This is a genomic window from Chitinophaga sp. CC14, from assembly GCF_048957795.1.
GTDB lineage: Bacteria > Bacteroidota > Bacteroidia > Chitinophagales > Chitinophagaceae > Chitinophaga > Chitinophaga ginsengisegetis.
The window spans coordinates 1,732,898-1,750,173 of sequence record NZ_JARBFY010000001.1 but is presented as its reverse complement, the minus strand read 5'-3'; the positions used below and the strand labels follow the sequence as shown (position 1 = coordinate 1,750,173).

General features: G+C 46.2%; 15 protein-coding genes. 9 read left to right on the top strand and 6 right to left on the bottom strand.

The window, feature by feature from the left end:
* Nucleotides 1–153: 153 nt before the first annotated feature.
* Both PV783_RS07365 and PV783_RS07360 read left to right on the top strand, forming a co-directional pair.
* Nucleotides 154–621, top strand: coding sequence for a GNAT family N-acetyltransferase (locus PV783_RS07365; protein WP_420987541.1), 468 nt, complete (start codon nucleotides 154–156; stop codon nucleotides 619–621).
* Between the two features lie 72 nt (nucleotides 622–693).
* A complete protein-coding gene (locus PV783_RS07360) occupies nucleotides 694–1,548 on the top strand; it encodes a GNAT family N-acetyltransferase (RefSeq protein ID WP_420987540.1) in 855 nt (284 codons plus the stop codon).
* Between the two features lie 334 nt (nucleotides 1,549–1,882).
* On the opposite strand, the gene fabD is transcribed toward PV783_RS07360, so the two are convergent.
* The 3 genes from fabD to PV783_RS07345 form a co-directional block, all read right to left on the bottom strand.
* Complete coding sequence (gene fabD / locus PV783_RS07355) at nucleotides 1,883–2,773, bottom strand: ACP S-malonyltransferase (protein WP_420987539.1); 891 nt, start codon at nucleotides 2,771–2,773, stop codon at nucleotides 1,883–1,885.
* A 121-nt stretch (nucleotides 2,774–2,894) separates the two neighbouring features.
* Nucleotides 2,895–3,482, bottom strand: coding sequence for a GTP cyclohydrolase I FolE (gene folE, locus PV783_RS07350; RefSeq protein WP_079469373.1), 588 nt, complete (start codon nucleotides 3,480–3,482; stop codon nucleotides 2,895–2,897).
* Nucleotides 3,483–3,527: 45 nt separating this feature from the next.
* Entirely contained in the window at nucleotides 3,528–3,941 is a 414-nt protein-coding gene (locus tag PV783_RS07345; RefSeq protein ID WP_079469374.1) for a 6-pyruvoyl trahydropterin synthase family protein, read from the bottom strand.
* A 114-nt stretch (nucleotides 3,942–4,055) separates the two neighbouring features.
* On the opposite strand from PV783_RS07345, the gene mqnB reads away from it, so the two are divergent.
* The 7 genes from mqnB (at nucleotide 4,056) to PV783_RS07310 (ending at nucleotide 13,506) form a co-directional block, all read left to right on the top strand.
* On the top strand, nucleotides 4,056–4,724 hold the full coding sequence (gene mqnB / locus PV783_RS07340) for a futalosine hydrolase (RefSeq protein ID WP_111576725.1): 669 nt from the start codon (nucleotides 4,056–4,058) through the stop codon (nucleotides 4,722–4,724).
* Nucleotides 4,725–4,750: 26 nt separating this feature from the next.
* Nucleotides 4,751–5,548, top strand: coding sequence for a 1,4-dihydroxy-6-naphthoate synthase (locus PV783_RS07335; protein WP_079469376.1), 798 nt, complete (start codon nucleotides 4,751–4,753; stop codon nucleotides 5,546–5,548).
* Nucleotides 5,549–5,580: 32 nt separating this feature from the next.
* Nucleotides 5,581–6,189, top strand: a complete 609-nt coding sequence (locus tag PV783_RS07330) for an RNA polymerase sigma factor (protein WP_420987538.1) — start codon at nucleotides 5,581–5,583, stop codon at nucleotides 6,187–6,189.
* Nucleotides 6,190–6,314: 125 nt separating this feature from the next.
* A complete protein-coding gene (locus PV783_RS07325) occupies nucleotides 6,315–7,331 on the top strand; it encodes a FecR family protein (RefSeq protein ID WP_420987537.1) in 1,017 nt (338 codons plus the stop codon).
* A 97-nt stretch (nucleotides 7,332–7,428) separates the two neighbouring features.
* On the top strand, nucleotides 7,429–10,878 hold the full coding sequence (locus PV783_RS07320) for a SusC/RagA family TonB-linked outer membrane protein (RefSeq protein ID WP_420987536.1): 3,450 nt from the start codon (nucleotides 7,429–7,431) through the stop codon (nucleotides 10,876–10,878).
* A gap of 11 nt (nucleotides 10,879–10,889) precedes the next feature.
* Nucleotides 10,890–12,350, top strand: coding sequence for a RagB/SusD family nutrient uptake outer membrane protein (locus PV783_RS07315; RefSeq protein ID WP_420987535.1), 1,461 nt, complete (start codon nucleotides 10,890–10,892; stop codon nucleotides 12,348–12,350).
* Between the two features lies 1 nt (nucleotide 12,351).
* Nucleotides 12,352–13,506, top strand: coding sequence for a TlpA disulfide reductase family protein (locus tag PV783_RS07310; protein ID WP_420987534.1), 1,155 nt, complete (start codon nucleotides 12,352–12,354; stop codon nucleotides 13,504–13,506).
* A 55-nt stretch (nucleotides 13,507–13,561) separates the two neighbouring features.
* Here PV783_RS07310 and PV783_RS07305 read toward each other — a convergent pair whose 3' ends face one another.
* From PV783_RS07305 to PV783_RS07295, 3 genes are all read right to left on the bottom strand, one after another.
* Entirely contained in the window at nucleotides 13,562–14,866 is a 1,305-nt protein-coding gene (locus PV783_RS07305; RefSeq protein ID WP_420987533.1) for a cryptochrome/photolyase family protein, read from the bottom strand.
* Nucleotides 14,867–14,881: 15 nt separating this feature from the next.
* The gene (locus PV783_RS07300; protein WP_420987532.1) at nucleotides 14,882–15,721 is read right to left on the bottom strand and encodes an aminotransferase class IV; all 840 of its coding nucleotides are present in this window, start codon (nucleotides 15,719–15,721) and stop codon (nucleotides 14,882–14,884) included.
* A 131-nt stretch (nucleotides 15,722–15,852) separates the two neighbouring features.
* The gene (locus PV783_RS07295; protein WP_420987531.1) at nucleotides 15,853–17,253 is read right to left on the bottom strand and encodes a DUF5723 family protein; all 1,401 of its coding nucleotides are present in this window, start codon (nucleotides 17,251–17,253) and stop codon (nucleotides 15,853–15,855) included.
* Between the last annotated feature and the right edge of the window lie 23 nt (nucleotides 17,254–17,276).

Sequence of the window (17,276 nt, the reverse complement as noted above, 5' to 3'; positions counted from 1 at the left end):
TAACATACCGATATTTACGGTTACTGTTATACGGCGTTCGCTTACCGGGATGAGTGGCAGCGATGGACTTCGCAATTTTGATTAATTTGCAGCCTCCGGCCGGAGGCTGTGTGTATAAACAACCGGCCGGGTATTTGATTAATATATACAGATATGGAAGATATAACGTTAAGGGTTGCACGAAAAGAAGACTGTGCCCGGTTGATGGAACTGGTCCGCGAACTGGCAGCATATGAAAAAGCACCGGAAGAAGTAACCGTGAGCCAGGAACATTTTGAAGAAGCAGGATTTGGCCCCAACCCGGTGTGGAAAGCATTTGTAGCCTCCACTATGATTAACGGACAGGAAGTGATCCACGGATTTGCACTGTATTACATCCGTTACTCTACCTGGAAAGGTTGCAGGATGTACCTGGAAGATATTCTTGTTACAGAGAACTGGCGGGGTAAAGGCATCGGCAAATTGTTGTTCGACCAGCTGATCATTGAAGCAAAAGAAAAACGGTTCAGTGGCATCGTTTTCCAGGTGCTGGAATGGAACACACCTGCCATCAACTTCTACCAAAAATATACAGATAAATTTGATCCGGAATGGATTAACGTCAGCATAGAACTGCAATAATTTTTCCGCTCATAAAATTCCGGGACGGTATGTCATCAATCCTCATTAATATTGACGACATACCATTTCACTATGATTTTTATCCACGACTTCCGGACACTTCACAACGTATCCACACCCGACCTCTGCGACACTTTCAACGTGGCTTTCAGCGATTATATAGTGCCCCTGCACCTCACGCCCTCTATACTGGAACAAAAAATGCAGGGTGAAAACCTGCTGCGGGATTACTCTATCGGCGCCTTTGCCGGTAATGCACTTGGCGGCTTCATTTTACATGCAGTAGATAACAAAACGCATCCAACTGTATTATACAACGGAGGCACTGGTATTATTCCCGAATACCGCGGCCAGCACCTCGTACAAAAAATGTATGATCAGTTTATTCCTGCGTACCAGTCGCAGGGTATCCGTAAAATAATCCTGGAGGTAATCAGCACCAATCTTCCTGCCATCAAAGCATATACGAATACAGGGTTTCATAAAACCCGCACCATTCATTCTTTCAAAGGCAATATAAAAACGCATAAAAACCCGGCGGGCATCTCCATAAAAGAAAATACAACACCCGACTGGCCCCTGCTGGCTACGTTTATGGATATGATCCCCACCTGGTCCAACAATGTGGCCAGCATACAGCGGGAAGCCCCGTTTACAGTTACCTGGGAGGCTACCGTCAACGGGCAAACGGCGGGTTTCATCAGTGTACATAAAGATACCCGGAGGGTCAGGAATATAGCCGTACACCCGGAGTTCCGCAGAAAAGGGGTGGGCAGCGCTTTATTGCAATATGCTTCCGATCAGTTCAGGGGTGCGGCGGTGAGCATTATAAATATTGATGAACATTTTCCGGAGATAGATAAATTCCTGCAACAGGCCGGATTGATGCATTATCTGTCGCAGTACGAGATGGAGATTGTATTATAAAGTAAAAAATCAGGGAAGATAAAAGCGCATATTCCGCTGCTATCTTCCCTGATCCAAAATTTTGTTTTTTTGCCTGATTACGTTTATCTTTATAAAACGCCTAAAGCATTGATATCCAGTTTGTTTCTCTGATGCGACCCCGCTAAAGAATCTCCCGGAACCCCCTCTAGCGCTTTGATACACAATAGGTTACCGATCAAGTCCACATCACCTCCACGTCAGGTCCGTGTCAACTCCACATCAAAGGCATGTGCTAAGTATGTACTAAGTATGCGCAATGTATGTGCAAAGCATGATCCGCGTAATCAGCAGTAAAGACAAAATCGGCTGCATTTTAGTTGATGCCGTTTACCACTGTTTCTTTGTTGATCTTCTGGATCAGTCCCTGTAATACTTTACCGGGGCCTACTTCCGTGAATTCTTTACCTCCATCGGCCACCATTGCCTGAACGGATTGCGTCCATCTTACGGCGCCTGTTAACTGATCGATCAGGTTTTGTTTGATCTGTGCAGGATCGGTTACTGCTACGGCTACCACGTTTTGGTACACCGGGCAGGAAGGGGTATTGAAAGTAGTGGTGTTGATGGCTGCCTGTAATTCTTCTTTGGCAGAAGCCATTAAAGGAGAGTGGAACGCGCCACCTACCGGCAGGATCAGTGCTCTTTTGGCGCCGGCGGCCTTCATTCTTTCGCAGGCAATTTCCACGCCTTTGAGGGTACCGGAAATCACCAGCTGACCAGGACAGTTATAATTGGCAGATACTACTATTTCGCCGGTTTCGGCGGTAACAGCCGCACATATTTCTTCTACTTTAGCATCATCCAGGGCCAGTACAGCGGCCATTGTGGAAGGTTGCAGCTCACAGGCTTTCTGCATGGCATTGGCGCGGATAGCCACCAGTTTCAGGGCGGCTTCAAACGACAATACGCCATTGGCTACGAGGGCAGAAAATTCGCCCAGGGAGTGACCCGCTACCATTTCAGGCTGGGAATGCTCCGTGCAGAGGAAGGCAATCACTGCATGCAGGAATACGGCAGGCTGTGTAACGTTGGTTTGTTTCAGGTCTTCCTCTGTACCATTGAACATGATATCTGAAATACGGAAACCTAAGATGTCGTTGGCCTGTTCAAAAAGTTCTTTTGCTTTTGCGTTGGTGTCGTACAGATTTTTGCCCATACCCGGAAACTGGGAACCTTGTCCGGGAAATACGTAAGCATGCTTCATGTGGATATAAATTAATATTTTTTCAAATATAAATAAGAATTACGGATTTACAGGTAGCTGATAAATATAAGTTACTATTATCATCTACCCATAAATCCGTAATCCGTTATATAAAATCTTTTTATTTGGCAATCAGTTTCAGGAATTCGGCCCTGGTGGTACCATGCTCGAACTGGCCGCTGAAAGCGGAGGTGGTGGTAAGGGAATTTTGTTTTTGCACGCCGCGCATCATCATGCACAGGTGTTGTGCTTCAATTACTACCGCAACGCCCTGCGGCTGCAGGGTTTCCTGGATAGCATCCAGGATCTGGTGTGTTAATCGCTCCTGTACCTGTAAGCGGCGGGCGTATACATCTACCACCCTGGCTATTTTGCTCAGGCCGGTGATATACCCGTTGGGAATATAAGCTACGTGGGCCTTTCCGAAAAATGGCAGCATGTGATGTTCACACATAGAGTATAATTCTATGTCTTTTACAATCACCATTTCACTATATGCTTCTGTAAATTTCGCGCCTTCCAGTATTTCGCGTGCGTCCTGCTGATACCCTTGTGTAAGAAACTGCATGGCTTTGGCTACCCGTTCAGGTGTTTTCTGCAGGCCTTCCCTCTCAGGGTCTTCCCCCAGCAGGTGCAGGCATTCTTTATAGTTTTCTACAAGACCGGACGTGATCTTTTCATCGTAACTTTCGTTCTTATTATACGCCATTCTTATATGATTTAACAAATTTCAAAGGCCGGTAATATACGGACATTACTTGCCACCATAGTACTCTACGTATATGCGTGGAGTTTCATACAGCTTGATACAGTGCAGTTGCACCTCTGCAGGCAGGTGTTTGGCCAGCTGATCCCAGATAGCGATAGATAAGTTTTCAGCGGAAGTGAATTTATCTTTCATAAAATCAACATCCATATTCAGGTTCCGGTGATCAATCTTTTCTATCACCGCATCCCGGATAATTACTCCTAAAGTCTTGGCATTAAATACAAAACCCGTTTCCGGATCAGGATTACCTTTTATAGTGACGTGCAGTTCGTAATTATGACCATGCCAGTTTTCGTTGGCGCATTTACCAAAAACTTCCTCGTTCTTTTCTTTGCTCCAGCCCGGGTTAGATAACTTATGCGCTGCATTGAAGTTCTCTACTCGCGTTAAATAAATCATTATTGCAAAAAATTTTTGCAAAAATACCACTATTAAGTGAGTAGTGCCAATTTATCCTAATTCCTGTCAATTGTTTTACACGGGGAGCAATCATTTTTGCTGTATTTTTACGGGATGAAAATATTGGTGACCGCGGCTACCACGCTGGAAATACAGCCTTTTTTACAGTACCTGGACCAGCACATTCCGGCCCTTAAAGCCGCGAACTGCAATATAGACGTACTGATTGCCGGTATTGGCATGATGCACACCGCTTTCAGCCTGGGAAGGCACCTGGTGGTAAACCGGCCGGATATAGCCATACAGGCCGGTATTGGCGGCAGTTTCCGCCACACCTGGGAACTGGGACAGGTAGTGCTCATCAAACGTGAGTACCTGGCCGACCTCGGAGCGGAAGATAATGATCAGTTTAAAGATTTATTTGATATACAGCTCTGGCAGCCATCGCAGCCACCATTCACCGGCAACAGCCTGGTGAACACCTTTGCCGGCCTGCCCGAAGTACCTCCCCTGCCCACCGCTACCGGGGTAAGCGTAAACCTGGTGAGCGGCAGCGAACCCACCATCCAAAAGCTGGTGGCCAAATACAATCCCGACATAGAAAGCATGGAGGGCGCCGCCTTTCATTATGCCTGCCTGCTGGAAGAAATACCGTTTCTTCAGCTGCGCAGCATCTCTAACTATGTGGAAATCAGGGATAAGAGCAAATGGAAGATCCCCCTGGCGGTGAAAACACTCAACGACGAACTGATAAAAACCGTGGAAACACTGGCCGGAATTTAACGACAGACTATAAAATTTTGATAGCTATGCATTTATCTTTAGGTTTTTCACCTTGCCCGAATGATACTTTCATTTTTGATGCACTGGTAAACAACAAAATAGACACAAAGGAATTTACCTTCGATACCCATCTCGAAGATGTGGAAACACTGAACAACTGGGCGCTGCAAGGCAAACTGGCTGTTACAAAGCTGAGTTTTGCAGTTTATCTGAAGGTAAAAGACCAATATGAGCTGCTCAACAGCGGCAGCGCGCTGGGACGTGGCTGTGGCCCGTTGCTCATTGCAAAAAAAGATATTCCCCGCGAAGAGATAAAAAATCTCACAATCGCCATCCCCGGAGAAAACACCACTGCCAACCTGCTGTTCTCCATCGCTTTCCCGGAAGCCACCAACAAAAAGGTGATGCTCTTCTCTGAAATTGAAAACGCCGTGCTGAACGGTGATGTGGATGCCGGCGTAATTATTCACGAAAACCGCTTCACCTACCAGCTCAAGGGCCTCGTAAAGCTGATGGATATGGGCGAATACTGGGAACAAACCACCGGTAATCCTATTCCGCTGGGAGGTATCTTTATCCGTAAAGATGTACCCGAAGCTACCCGCGCACAGCTCGATTCCCTGATCCATAAAAGCCTGCAGAACAGCTACACTACTTATCCACAGCTATCAGACTATGTGAAATCACACGCGCAGGAAATGGATGAATCCGTGATGCGCCAGCATATCGACCTGTATGTAAATGATTTCAGTTTAGACCTGGGCGAGGAAGGGAAAGCCGCTGTAGTAGCGCTGATGGAAGCGGCAGAAAAAATCCGTCCGTAAAGCAGCCGATTTTTTCGTTCTTTTGTTGCGGTATGATCGATAATAAGGATACAGACCTGTGGAACAGGTTTCGGCAAGGAGAGGAACAGGCGCTATATACCTTGTATGAAAAGTATTATCACCTGCTCCTTTTCCTGGGCCTTAAAATATGCGCGAGAAGCGAGCCGGTAAAGGACTGTATCCAACAGGTATTTCTTTATTTCTGGGAGAAGAAAGAAGGACTGGATACCGTTACCAATGTACGCAGCTACATTATCACCTCCTTTAAACGCAAACTGTTATTACATCTTCAGCAGGAAAAAAAGGACAATGGCCTGCTGTCGCTGTGGATGGATACCGAAGCCACCGGCGACATTCCTTCTGCAGAACAACTGCTGATGCAGCAGCAACAAAACAAAGCAACTATTGCACGTATACAGGAAGCCATATCTTTACTCAGTCCAAGACAAAAAGAATTAATTAACCTCCGCTTTTACGAAGGCCGGAGCTACGACGAAATAACAGACATCACGGGGCTTACACACCGCACCGTTTATAATCACTTGTACGAAGCACTGAAATCGCTCAAACAATCACTGGAACAGGATCTTAAATCCGGCAACCTGCATTTGAGAACATTACTGCTGTTACTTCCCTTATAAATTCCCTGTTAGATTATTTTCAATAAAGCCACTTTAAAATAAAATTTATCAAAATCTGAAAATTTACCGGTCCATACCCGGTAAAAGAGACCTGATTGTCGCTCTACTTTAAAAATGGATGGGGAATGCTGCCAAAGGACCTGACTGAATTAGACCTGCTGCTCGACGACACCTTTCTGCAATATATCCGGCGAAACAATGATACGGCTATTGCTAAATGGGAAAGCTATATCCTGCTGCATCCTGAAATAAAGGATAAGGTGGCAGCGGCAATAACATTGTATTATAACATTAATACCGCTGAGGCAGAAAAAGACAGAACAATGCAGCTAAACAGGCTGCAACAGGCTGTTAAAGCCACTCAGCCGGCACGTATCCGCCGGATCAACTGGCGGCAGGTGTCCTGGCGTGCCGCAGCAGTACTCCTGCTCCTGGGAGGCATCACGCTGTTATGGCCCCGGCTAAAACCACAGAAACCGGCAACAGCTCCCAACACCTTCCTGGTATACTCCAGTGAATGGGGACAACGCAAATTGCTGACATTACCGGATGGATCTTCAGTGATTCTGAACGCTAATACTACCGTTAGGATTCCTTCCGATTACAGCAATAAACACCGGCATGTGGAACTGGTAAAAGGCGCCGCGCTGTTTGATGTAAAAACAAATTCGGATGATCCGTTTATGGTAACCAGCAAACAAATACAAACTACTGTACTGGGTACTTCCTTCTTAATAAAATCTTATCCGTATGAGCCACAGTCCACCGTTTCACTGCTCAGCGGAAAAGTAAAAGTGAGTGAACAATCAGGCAAAACAGATCCGCTCACACTGGCGCCGGGTGAACAGGCGCGGTGGAATGAGTCTACCCGGCAAATGAGCAGGGCATTATTTGATACGGTTGCACTACGTACCTGGAAATCAGGAAAACTAGTGTTTAACAATGCCAGCGCTTTTGAAGTAATACGTGAACTGGAAAACTGGTATGGAATACCCTTCCAGGTAAACGGAAATTCATTAAATGCCAAACGGTTCTCCGGGGCCTTCGACAACGATAAACTGGAAAAAGTATTGAACATCTTTTGTTTTACAGCCGGATGTAGTTTTCAAATACAACCGGACAAAGTGCTGATTCAATTTTAATCACAAAGCGTTTCCACCAAAATCGCTAAACCGGGATCACACGCAGGCTGCCGGCGCCTGTGGTGACCATATCAACCATCATTAAAAAATCTGATGCATGACTTTTAATTATGCGCGCCTGCGTGCGCCGTTAAGCACTGCGGTAAAATGGCAGTTCCCTCTTTTGGTGTTGTTAATGCTGATGACCTGTATGCTATCATATGGACAGCAAAGAAAATCAATAGGGTTCCGGGATGTAACCATGTCTGCCGCCTTCAAAAAAATTGAAAGCACCTACCAGGTAAAGTTCTTTTACGACGCTGCCACCTTACCAATCCGCCGTATTACCCTGGCCACAAAAGCCAGGAGTATCCGCGAAGTGCTGGCAGAGCTGGAAGATGCTTCCAGCCTTAAGTTCCGGGTAAGTGGTAATATGATCGGGGTAGTAATGCCTTATAATCAAACCGGTGTTACGAAGGCAGTAGCACCCGCAATAAGAGGAAGGGTAACAGACCGTAAGGGACAGCCGCTGCCCGGCACCACCGTACGGGATATTATTACCGGCAAAGGCACTGTTACAGATGCCAACGGCATGTTTGCGGTTAACGCCGAGGAAGGTCACCCGCTGCTGATCAGCAGCATTGGCTACCGCCAGAAAACACAGGTAATATCCGGTACAGAAAATCATATTGCGATGGAAGAAGATGCTACCAGTCTTGGTGGCGTTGTAGTAATGGGATACACCAGTAAACAGGCTGCTGAACTAACCGGCGCCGTGCAAAAAGTTTCGGGCGACCAGTTGCGCAGCTCTGTTTCTTCTTCCAATATCCTCTCTATGCTGAAAGCAAAAACTACCGGCATGTATATCGTGGAGCCTAGTGCCGACGCCGGTGCAAGAGGACAGGTACTGCTGCGTGGGGAGTCTTCGCTCCCATCCGGTACCAGCGCTTACTTCGGACCGCTTATCGTAATTGACGGCGTAATTTCCAACTCACAGAATTTACAGGATGTAGTGAATCCCGCTGATGTGGAAAGCGTTACTATCCTCAAAGATGCCGCCTCTACTGCCATCTATGGTTCACGCGCTGCGCAGGGGGTAATTGTGGTAACCACCAAAAGAGCCGCCGCCAACAGTGGCGTGCACGTATCGCTGGATACCCGCTACGGCGTTATTAAACAGAACCGCGCCATCCGCATGATGAACACAACAGAAAATATTGCGCTGATGGATAAAGTGATGCAACGCAGATGGGAAGAAACACCTTCCCTCCGGCAACAGTTTCCTACTGCAGCAGATTTTATTCAGCAAAGAAGGATTTATACAGATGAAGATAAATCAAAGAACTTCGACTGGGAAAAAGCGATGTTCGATGATGGTAATTTCTCTGATATCAGCCTGGGACTTAACAGCGGCAATGATAAAACAATGGTGTATGCAGGCATCGACTGGTACAAAGAAAAAGGTATTAACGTTGGTAATACCTTCGATCGCCGTAACCTGCGGCTGAACCTTGTGCAGAACTTCTCCAAAAAAGTTTCCGGCGGATTGAATACCAGCGCTATTATCGATAAAACCATTTCCCGCAATGGAGTGCCGGCGCTTTATATGACCCAGCCTTTTGTTACGCCTTACAATGCGGATGGTACGCTGGCCGACAGTATCCCCGTGAAGCAATCCAATAATTTTGGTGTTCCTTATACCACCTGGTCGCAGAATTTCTTAGCCGAAAAGAAATTCAATAATACCGCCATTATAGACAACCAGCACTTCACCGGTACCATATGGCTCAATTACCGCGTACTGCCCTGGTTAAGCCTTAAAACTACCAATACCATCGACTATATCAATACCCACCGGAACTCCTACCTGGATCCCCGTAGCTTCTCCGGGAAATACGGTGGTTATCCTTACCTGTTTGCACCAGGCGCCGTTACTCCCAACGGAACGCTCACCATCGCAGATACCAGGTTCTTTAATTTTACATCCACTAATACGCTGAATGCTTCCAAACAATTTGGGCAGCACAGCCTCAATTTCCTGGCAGGAACAGAATGGGCAAAGCGTACCAATGAAACCAACAGTACAGATATGTACAACCTGCTGCCAGGCGAAAGAAATATGGGTGCAGCCAAAAACTTCGGCAGCGCCATCAGCGTGGCTTATAATACCCCCTACCGGCCCAGCGGCGCCTATACTGAAAGAGCTAGTTTTTCTGCCTTCAGTGAATTAAATTATAACTACCTCACTAAGTATTATGCGGCAGCTTCTCTTCGTACCGATGCATTCACCAACTTTGGCCGCAACAAAAGATACGGTACTTTTTATGCTGTAAGTGCCGGATGGCTGATCAACAAAGAAGCTTTCCTGGCAGATGTGAAAGCAATAGACCTGCTGAAGCTGAGAGTAGTGCACGGAACTTCCGGAAGGGATGTAGGCGATGGATACCTGAACCAAACCCTCTATGCCGCAGCCACCAATTATACCTACGATAACATCAACAACGTTGGCTCTGCTATCACACAACTGGAAAACCCCGACATCAGCTGGGAAACTACCGTTAATAATACAGCGGGAATAGATGTCAGCCTATGGAAACGTATAGAGCTTTCCGCCGACTTCTATTCAAAACTTAGTAAAAACCTGCTGCAACAGGTGTTTGTTGGTTCTGCACAAGGTTCTTTCCAGCAATACCAGAATGTAGGAGAAGTACTGAACAAAGGACTGGAACTTATGCTGAATACCCGGAATATAGACGCGCGGAATTTCAGCTGGACCACCAATCTCAATGTAAGCTTTAATAAAAACACGATACAGAAATTATACGGCGATTCTCTTCTCGACAACTACAACCGCGCCTATTACCGCTATGAAGGAGAAGACCTGAATGTAATTAAAGCGATCCGTTATGTGGGTGTAAATCCTGATAACGGCGCACCGCTGTTTGAAAACTACGATGCTTCCGGAAAGAAGCAGGTAACAGAAGGCATTGGCGCCATGTCGGACATCCGCAATTACCAGACTGTGGGCTCCGCTACACCAAAATTCTTTGGGGGTTTCACCAATACTTTTACCTACAAGCAATTTTCCCTGAGTGCAGAGATGTGGTTCCAGGTAGGTAATTATACCGCTATGAGTCTCATTAATAACTTTCAATCACCCACTGCTCCTTTCCTCGGAAGGAATAATGTGAACTGGCAATCCAGCCAGAAAGTATGGCAGCAACCTGGCGATAAAAATGCCAACTACCCTGATGTATACAGTAGTAAAATGGATACCTGGCGGGCATTTGACAGCCGCTCATCACTTATCTACGGTAACGCCAGCCATATCCGCATGCGCAACATCAGGATCGGATATGATCTTGCTCAAAAAACACTGACAAAGATCCGCGCACAGCGTGCAGGCGTATTCGTTAGTATGGACAATGTTTTTGTTATCAAACATAAAGACTATGTAGGGGCAGATCCCGAAGGCGCATCCATCGGCACCTCTACTGCCTATGGAGGTGTAGGCATCGGAAATGCTAATCCACGGCGCATTACTGCCGGTCTTAATGTTACATTCTAAACTACTTGAAAATGACGCGTACAATTATAATAGCCGCTATCAGCCTTATCTCGTTAAGCGCCTGCAACAAACAACTGGATGAACTACGTCCGCACAACGTTACCAACGAAGATGCCCAGTTCAGCACCCCGGAAGGGTTTTCACAGGCCGCACTGGGTTTGTATCCCATGATCACCACCGGTGTTGCTATGGAAAGCAGCAGCTTCGGATACGGTGATATTACGATGTTTCTTTCGGAAACACACGGTAACAATATCCGTTCGCTCGATCTGGGACCGAACCGTTACTCCGATGCGTTTGATTATACTAACTCTCCGGATAAAGATCACAGCTGGACTTACTACTTATGGAGAGGAAGTTACTTTACTATTCTGCACGCCAACAAACTACTGGATAATGTACCAAAAGATGAACAGCGCCCGGCGGTATTGCAGGCGAAAGCAGAAGCGCTGTTTGTGAGAGCGTTCGTATACTTTAACCTGGTGCGCTTTTATGCAAAGCCTTACTACCAGGATGCAGCAGGATCGCCGGGTGTAATGCTTATTACCACCGCCGCCAACGGCACTGATTATAAGCCGGCGCGCGCCAGTGTCAAAGCGGTGTACGGGCAAATCATTTCAGATCTCGAAACAGCCATGTCCCTGTTCAGCCAGGAGAAGTCCAACAGCTTTGCCGGAAAAATGAGCGCCACCGCTTTGTTATCACGGGTGTATCTCTATATGGGTGGTACTTTCCAGCAACCGGATGCAGCATTTAATCAGAAGGCAGTGAGCTATGCGGACCAGGTGATTAGCAGTAACAAATATGCATTGCTCACTGACAATGCTTACCGGGCTTACTACAACAGCAGCAATACCACCAATAAGGAAGATATCTTTGCGGGCAATGTGGATTACGGCAGTGCTTCTATCAGCCAGCAATATGCCTATCCGCCGCAGATCAATTACACCGGCGGTTACTACCGGCCTTCTCCCGATCTGTTGAGTCGGATTGCCCAAACAGATCTGCGCACGTCGCACTACAAAGTAAATGTAACGCCCGGCTTTCCCAACGACAGCATTGCCACGGCTAAATATATGTACCTGTACTCAGCCATCTACAGCAAATCGCCGTTCCGGTATATCCGTCTTGCAGAAGTATACCTGAACCGTGCAGAAGCCAATGCCAAGCTCGGTAAAAAGGATCTTGCACTGGCCGATCTGAATATCATCCGAAACCGCGCAGGACTTGCGTCAGTAGACCTTTCCGGACAGGCACTGTTTGATGAGATACTGCTGCAACGCCGCCTGGAACTTGCTTTTGAAGGACATACCGGGTTCGATTATTTCAGAAACGGTTTACCGATGGTACGCAACTACACCTCTGCCAGCAGTGGTACTATGACCATCGCTGCTACCAGCCCGAAGATATTACTGCGCATCCCGCAGGAAGAAATCATCCTCAATCCTAATCTTACACAAAACGAACAATAACATGATGAAAAGAATAATTTGCGTACTGTCGTTACCGTTAGCATTCAGTCAGCTGGTAACCGCACAACAGAAATTCAGTATAGCCGGAACCGTTACCGGCAATGCGCCTGCGAAATACTACCTGCAGTATAGCAATGGTGCAAAATATATTACAGACAGCACCGAAGTTAAAAATGGCAGGTTCAGCTTTACGGGTATACTATCGCAACCCGCCCCCGGCGTATTTTCCGCGGCACTGGTCAAGAACATGACCGGCAACAAAAAAGAGCAGGCATACCTGTTCCTGGAACCCGCGGCCATGACCATCACTATCACAAACGGCGATCTCAGCACCATCGTACTGAAAGGCTCCGTAAGCAATGATGAAAATGTACAGCTGGAAAAGGAAAAAGAAATGGCTACCGCGAAATACCAGCCATTACTGGAAGCATTACGCAATGAAAAAGATCACGATAAAGCCGGTGCTATCCGCGAGCAACTGGCGCCTTACTTTAATGCTAACAACCAGTTGTCAAGGAAATTTATCCGTGAACATCATAATTCTTTCCTGAGTGTTTATCTCATGCGCTTTCAAATAGGCAGCATGACGCTGGATTCTGCCAAATACTATTACAACAGTTTAAGCCCCGCTTTACAACAAAGTAAAGATGGTTTGGACATAGCCCAGGAGATTAAAAAACTGGAACAGGGCTCCCCGGGCAGCGTTGCTTTTAATTTCAGCAAAGCAGACATCAATGGCCAGCCACTCAGTTTATCGGACTTCAAAGGAAAATACGTGTTGGTAGATTTCTGGGCCAGCTGGTGTGTGCCTTGCCGTGCCGGCAATCCGCATTTGCTGGAACTATACAAACAATACAAGGATAAAGGCTTTGAAGTGATCAGCGTATCTGACGATGACCGCAATCATGACGCCTGGAAAAAAGCAGTGGAAAAGGATGGTATTGGTGTGTGGAAACATGTGCTGCGCGGACTGGACATGAATAAACGCATGAAGAATGAGCCTAACCCGGAAGATATCAGCGAACACTTCGGCATTCATTCATTACCCACGCAGATACTGATTGATCCGAAAGGAGTAATTGTAGCACGCTATGGTGGCGGCGGGGAAGAACATGAAGCGCTGGACATTAAGTTGAAAGAAGTGTTTAACCACTAAATTTTACAACCATAAAAAAAGCAGTGAAGATGTTGTCTTCACTGCTTTTTTTATGCTATTTCTTCAGCGCTTTTCCATATACTTCCAATGCACGCTTACGCGCTTCTTCATGCGATACAATCGGCTTCACATATTCAAATCCTTCAAATTCCGGCACCCATTTGCGGATATATTTTAAGTCTTTATCAAACTTCTGCGTTTGCAGCGCGGGGTTAAACACCCGGAAATAAGGTGCAGCATCGCACCCCGAACCTGCTGCCCATTGCCAGCCACCGTTATTTGCAGCAAGATCATAGTCCAACAGTTTAGCTGCAAAATAAGCTTCTCCCCAACGCCAGTCGATCAGTAAATGTTTGGTTAAAAAACTGGCAGTGATCATGCGAACACGGTTGTGCATAAAGCCGGTGGTGTTCAGCTCCCGCATGCCGGCATCTACTATCGGGTAACCTGTTTGGCCTTTACACCATCTCTCAAACTCTTCTTCATTATTACGCCAAACTATTTTATCATATTCTTTCTTAAAAGAATTTCCTACCACATGAGGAAAATGCCAGAGGATCATCTGGTAAAATTCCCGCCAGATCAATTCCTTTGCAAAGGTAGCATTGAGCTGCATAGCCTGCTGCATTAATGCGCGAATGCTTACCGTACCAAAGCGCAGATGGATGCCTGATTTTGAGGTGCCGTTTATAGCAGGAAAATCGCGGGTTTCATCGTAATTTTTAACCAGTGTTTCATCCAGGTTTTTTGCGGGAAAATGCTTTTCTGCGGTGGTAAATCCCATCTCCTTTAAGGAAGGGATTTTTACAGGTGGTTGTTTAAAGAGATGCTGATAATATTTTTTGCAGGGATAAGGTTTCAGATGAAAAAAGGTGAGGGTATCATACCATTTCCTGCTGTAAGGTGTAAATATCGTATATGGTTCACCGTTATCTTTCAGTACTTCATTCTTTTCCAGTATTACCTGGTCTTTGTAACTGTGAAAAGAAATCCCGTGTTCGCTGAGTTGCTTTGCTATTGCAGCATCCCTGCTTTTCGCATAAGGTTCATAATCATGATTGGTGTATACATCAGCTACCTTGTATTTGCTGATCCAGTGTGTGAAAGCGGCTTCCGGTGTACCATAAAAAATATCCATTGAGGAGCCCAGTTGCTGCAGTTGTGCCTGCATGTGTTCCAGTACTTCATGAATAAAGGTAAGCCTGCGGTCCTGTTTATCTTCCAGATCGTTGAGGATATGTGTATCAAAAACAAATACCGGCACTACCGGGTTAACGGCACGTAGCGCATAATAGAAAGCGGCCTGGTCGTCAAGCCGCAGATCGCGGCGAAACCAGCATAAACTGATTGTTTGTTCCATCTCAGCAGGTGATTTTTACAACATGCTTTCATGTAATACCTCGTGTAAAATAGCGGCAGTGGCGTTTCCATAGCTGCTGTCGCGGAAAAGGCCCACCCAACGGATACCATAGATGGCATTGGTTAAAAATATTTCATCCGCATTTTCGAGGTCTTCTATATTCAGTGGTTTTTCTTCTATTTTGAATGGCAGTTCTGTTTTCAGCAAATACTTGCGCATTACGCCACACACGCCACCTTCAGACAATGGCGGCGTATAAAGTACTTTATCCCGCACAATAAATACATTGGCAATGGTGCTATCCGCCACTCTTCCATAAGGATTGAGTAAAATAGCTTCATTCAGCCGGTGCTGCTTGGCATACATTGCTGCCATCACATAGGGCAGGCAGTTGTTTGATTTAATAGCGGATAATTTATCACAGCTTTTTTTTACATCGGGGAAGATATCCGTTACCAGCCCGCTATCATTTAACTCCAGTACCGTTCTGCTTAATTCCCAGCATTGGATGATGTAGTTCGGTAAGTTATTGATTGGATCATATAAACCGCCATCCGACCGGAAGATAGCCAGGCGAACGCGGGCCATCTGGGATACGTTATTCTTACTGCAGAGTTCCAGTATCTGCTTAACAAAATATGCTTTGGTAAAATGTGTGGGGATATCAAAATGCAGCAGGTGTAAACTGGCAAGCATCCGTTCAAAGTGCAGGTCAGCCAGCAATACTTGTCCCTGGTATACTTTCAGGGTTTCAAAAAAGCCATCCCCGTATCTGAAAGATCGATTATCTGCCGTAAAAATCGGGTCAGCCGCAGGAATATATTTACCGTTATAACAAAGAAATCCAACTTGCACCTCGAACTATTTTAGCAAGTTGAAAGGTACCAATTATTTAGGGATTTATAAATTTAGAGATTTAGACATTTTGTTTCATGGAAGTATGTATTCCAAAAACAAAATATCTAAATCCCTATAGAGGTTAAGTATTATTTATGCCGTTGCAATCCTCCAAAACGGACACCCACAAAGCCATCCAGCTGATGAGAAGATCCAAGTAATGCACTGAGTACACTGCCTGAACCAAGATACAGCGGACCTACACGGAAGCTGGCGCCTGCATTCAGTTTGGATAACTGGTTGTAGCTTACCGGCAGGAAGAAGCCGAATATGCGGCCATCGTAACGCGGAGTGATACTGAAGCCACTGTAATACTGGGTGTTGTAAGGTTTTTTGTCGCCGCTTGTTAAAGCCAACTGTATGTTTGCATTTACGTAAAACGCATGATGGATGTGATAGTCGCCATCCAGTTGTAAGGTAGTTGGCAGGCTCACCGAGTAATCAGCATTGTTATTATCTGCTGCCGGTGTGAAGTATTGCGGATACTTACCTAATTCTGTTTTGTAATTATCCAGCTTTACATCCTGCAGGTTTTGCAGTGAAAACTGTTGATTAGCCGATATACCAATGGTAAATGTACCGCTACGTGTTACATCACGTTCGTATTTGATTTTGCCTGCGTCCATGAGGGAAAGGCCCAAGCGGAATTTATACTTGTTGCTTCCTTTTCCGGAAACATTTTCGCTGGCAGGGCGGTATTCATATACCACGCCCAACTCTGCACCAATACCATGTCCTACCATTTTAGCAGCATCTTCCGCTTTAAAATCGGAAAGGTTCATCCCGGAGAAATTCATGCCTACTTTACCGGAAGCATTGGTAAGAAAAGCCTCCTGCTGACCTTCATCCACATCCATAGTGGCATGCAGCTTATCGATGTTAATGGTGCCGTTCATGGAACCTGCCAGGTATTTCAGGGTTACACCGGCTTTCAGGAAGTGAGGCCCCACAGTAATCACTTCACGGGCCACAGATACGCCATACTCCGACCAGGCATTCACACTAACCCGCATATTGCTGTTGGAAGCAATATTGTAAGGCAGGTTGTCGGTTGCAGACAAGTCATTCATGATCTTATCGGCGAGCCGGCCGTCCAGATCAGTTACATTGGCCACTACGCGCGCACGGGTGGTAACAGCAAAAGAAAACTTCCCCACATTGAACATAACGGAGGGAGTATACACTGCAAGGTTCACCAATGCTTTGGTAAGGCCCTTGCTCTGGCCGAACAACTGGCTCTTGATAGTGTCCTCTCCAAATGCGGAGCCCACATCTCCCAGTTTGTACTTCAGCTGGTTGTTTGAAACGCCTGCGTTTACACCCACGAGATTAACATCCCAGCGGTAACGGCTGTCGGCGATGTTGGCGGGGTTGGAAAATACGCTGGTTACGCCTGCGTAGTTACTGGTCCGGAATCCGGCCAGGTCCTGTGCCTGCGTGGAAAGTGCACAGCATGACAATAATAATGCGGATGTAAAAATCCTTTTCATAGTGACTATTATAGGTTAGGAAT

Bases quoted from the DNA above. Each gene is read 5' to 3' on its own strand.
- PV783_RS07365 (WP_420987541.1), top strand. From the start codon at position 154: ATGGAAGATATAACGTTAAGGGTTGCACGAAAAGAAGACTGTGCCCGG.
- PV783_RS07360 (WP_420987540.1), top strand. From the start codon at position 694: ATGATTTTTATCCACGACTTCCGGACACTTCACAACGTATCCACACCC.
- fabD (WP_420987539.1), bottom strand. From the start codon at position 2,773: ATGAAGCATGCTTACGTATTTCCCGGACAAGGTTCCCAGTTTCCGGGT.
- folE (WP_079469373.1), bottom strand. From the start codon at position 3,482: ATGGCGTATAATAAGAACGAAAGTTACGATGAAAAGATCACGTCCGGT.
- PV783_RS07345 (WP_079469374.1), bottom strand. From the start codon at position 3,941: ATGATTTATTTAACGCGAGTAGAGAACTTCAATGCAGCGCATAAGTTA.
- mqnB (WP_111576725.1), top strand. From the start codon at position 4,056: ATGAAAATATTGGTGACCGCGGCTACCACGCTGGAAATACAGCCTTTT.
- PV783_RS07335 (WP_079469376.1), top strand. From the start codon at position 4,751: ATGCATTTATCTTTAGGTTTTTCACCTTGCCCGAATGATACTTTCATT.
- PV783_RS07330 (WP_420987538.1), top strand. From the start codon at position 5,581: ATGATCGATAATAAGGATACAGACCTGTGGAACAGGTTTCGGCAAGGA.
- PV783_RS07325 (WP_420987537.1), top strand. From the start codon at position 6,315: ATGCTGCCAAAGGACCTGACTGAATTAGACCTGCTGCTCGACGACACC.
- PV783_RS07320 (WP_420987536.1), top strand. From the start codon at position 7,429: ATGACTTTTAATTATGCGCGCCTGCGTGCGCCGTTAAGCACTGCGGTA.
- PV783_RS07315 (WP_420987535.1), top strand. From the start codon at position 10,890: ATGACGCGTACAATTATAATAGCCGCTATCAGCCTTATCTCGTTAAGC.
- PV783_RS07310 (WP_420987534.1), top strand. From the start codon at position 12,352: ATGATGAAAAGAATAATTTGCGTACTGTCGTTACCGTTAGCATTCAGT.
- PV783_RS07305 (WP_420987533.1), bottom strand. From the start codon at position 14,866: ATGGAACAAACAATCAGTTTATGCTGGTTTCGCCGCGATCTGCGGCTT.
- PV783_RS07295 (WP_420987531.1), bottom strand. From the start codon at position 17,253: ATGAAAAGGATTTTTACATCCGCATTATTATTGTCATGCTGTGCACTT.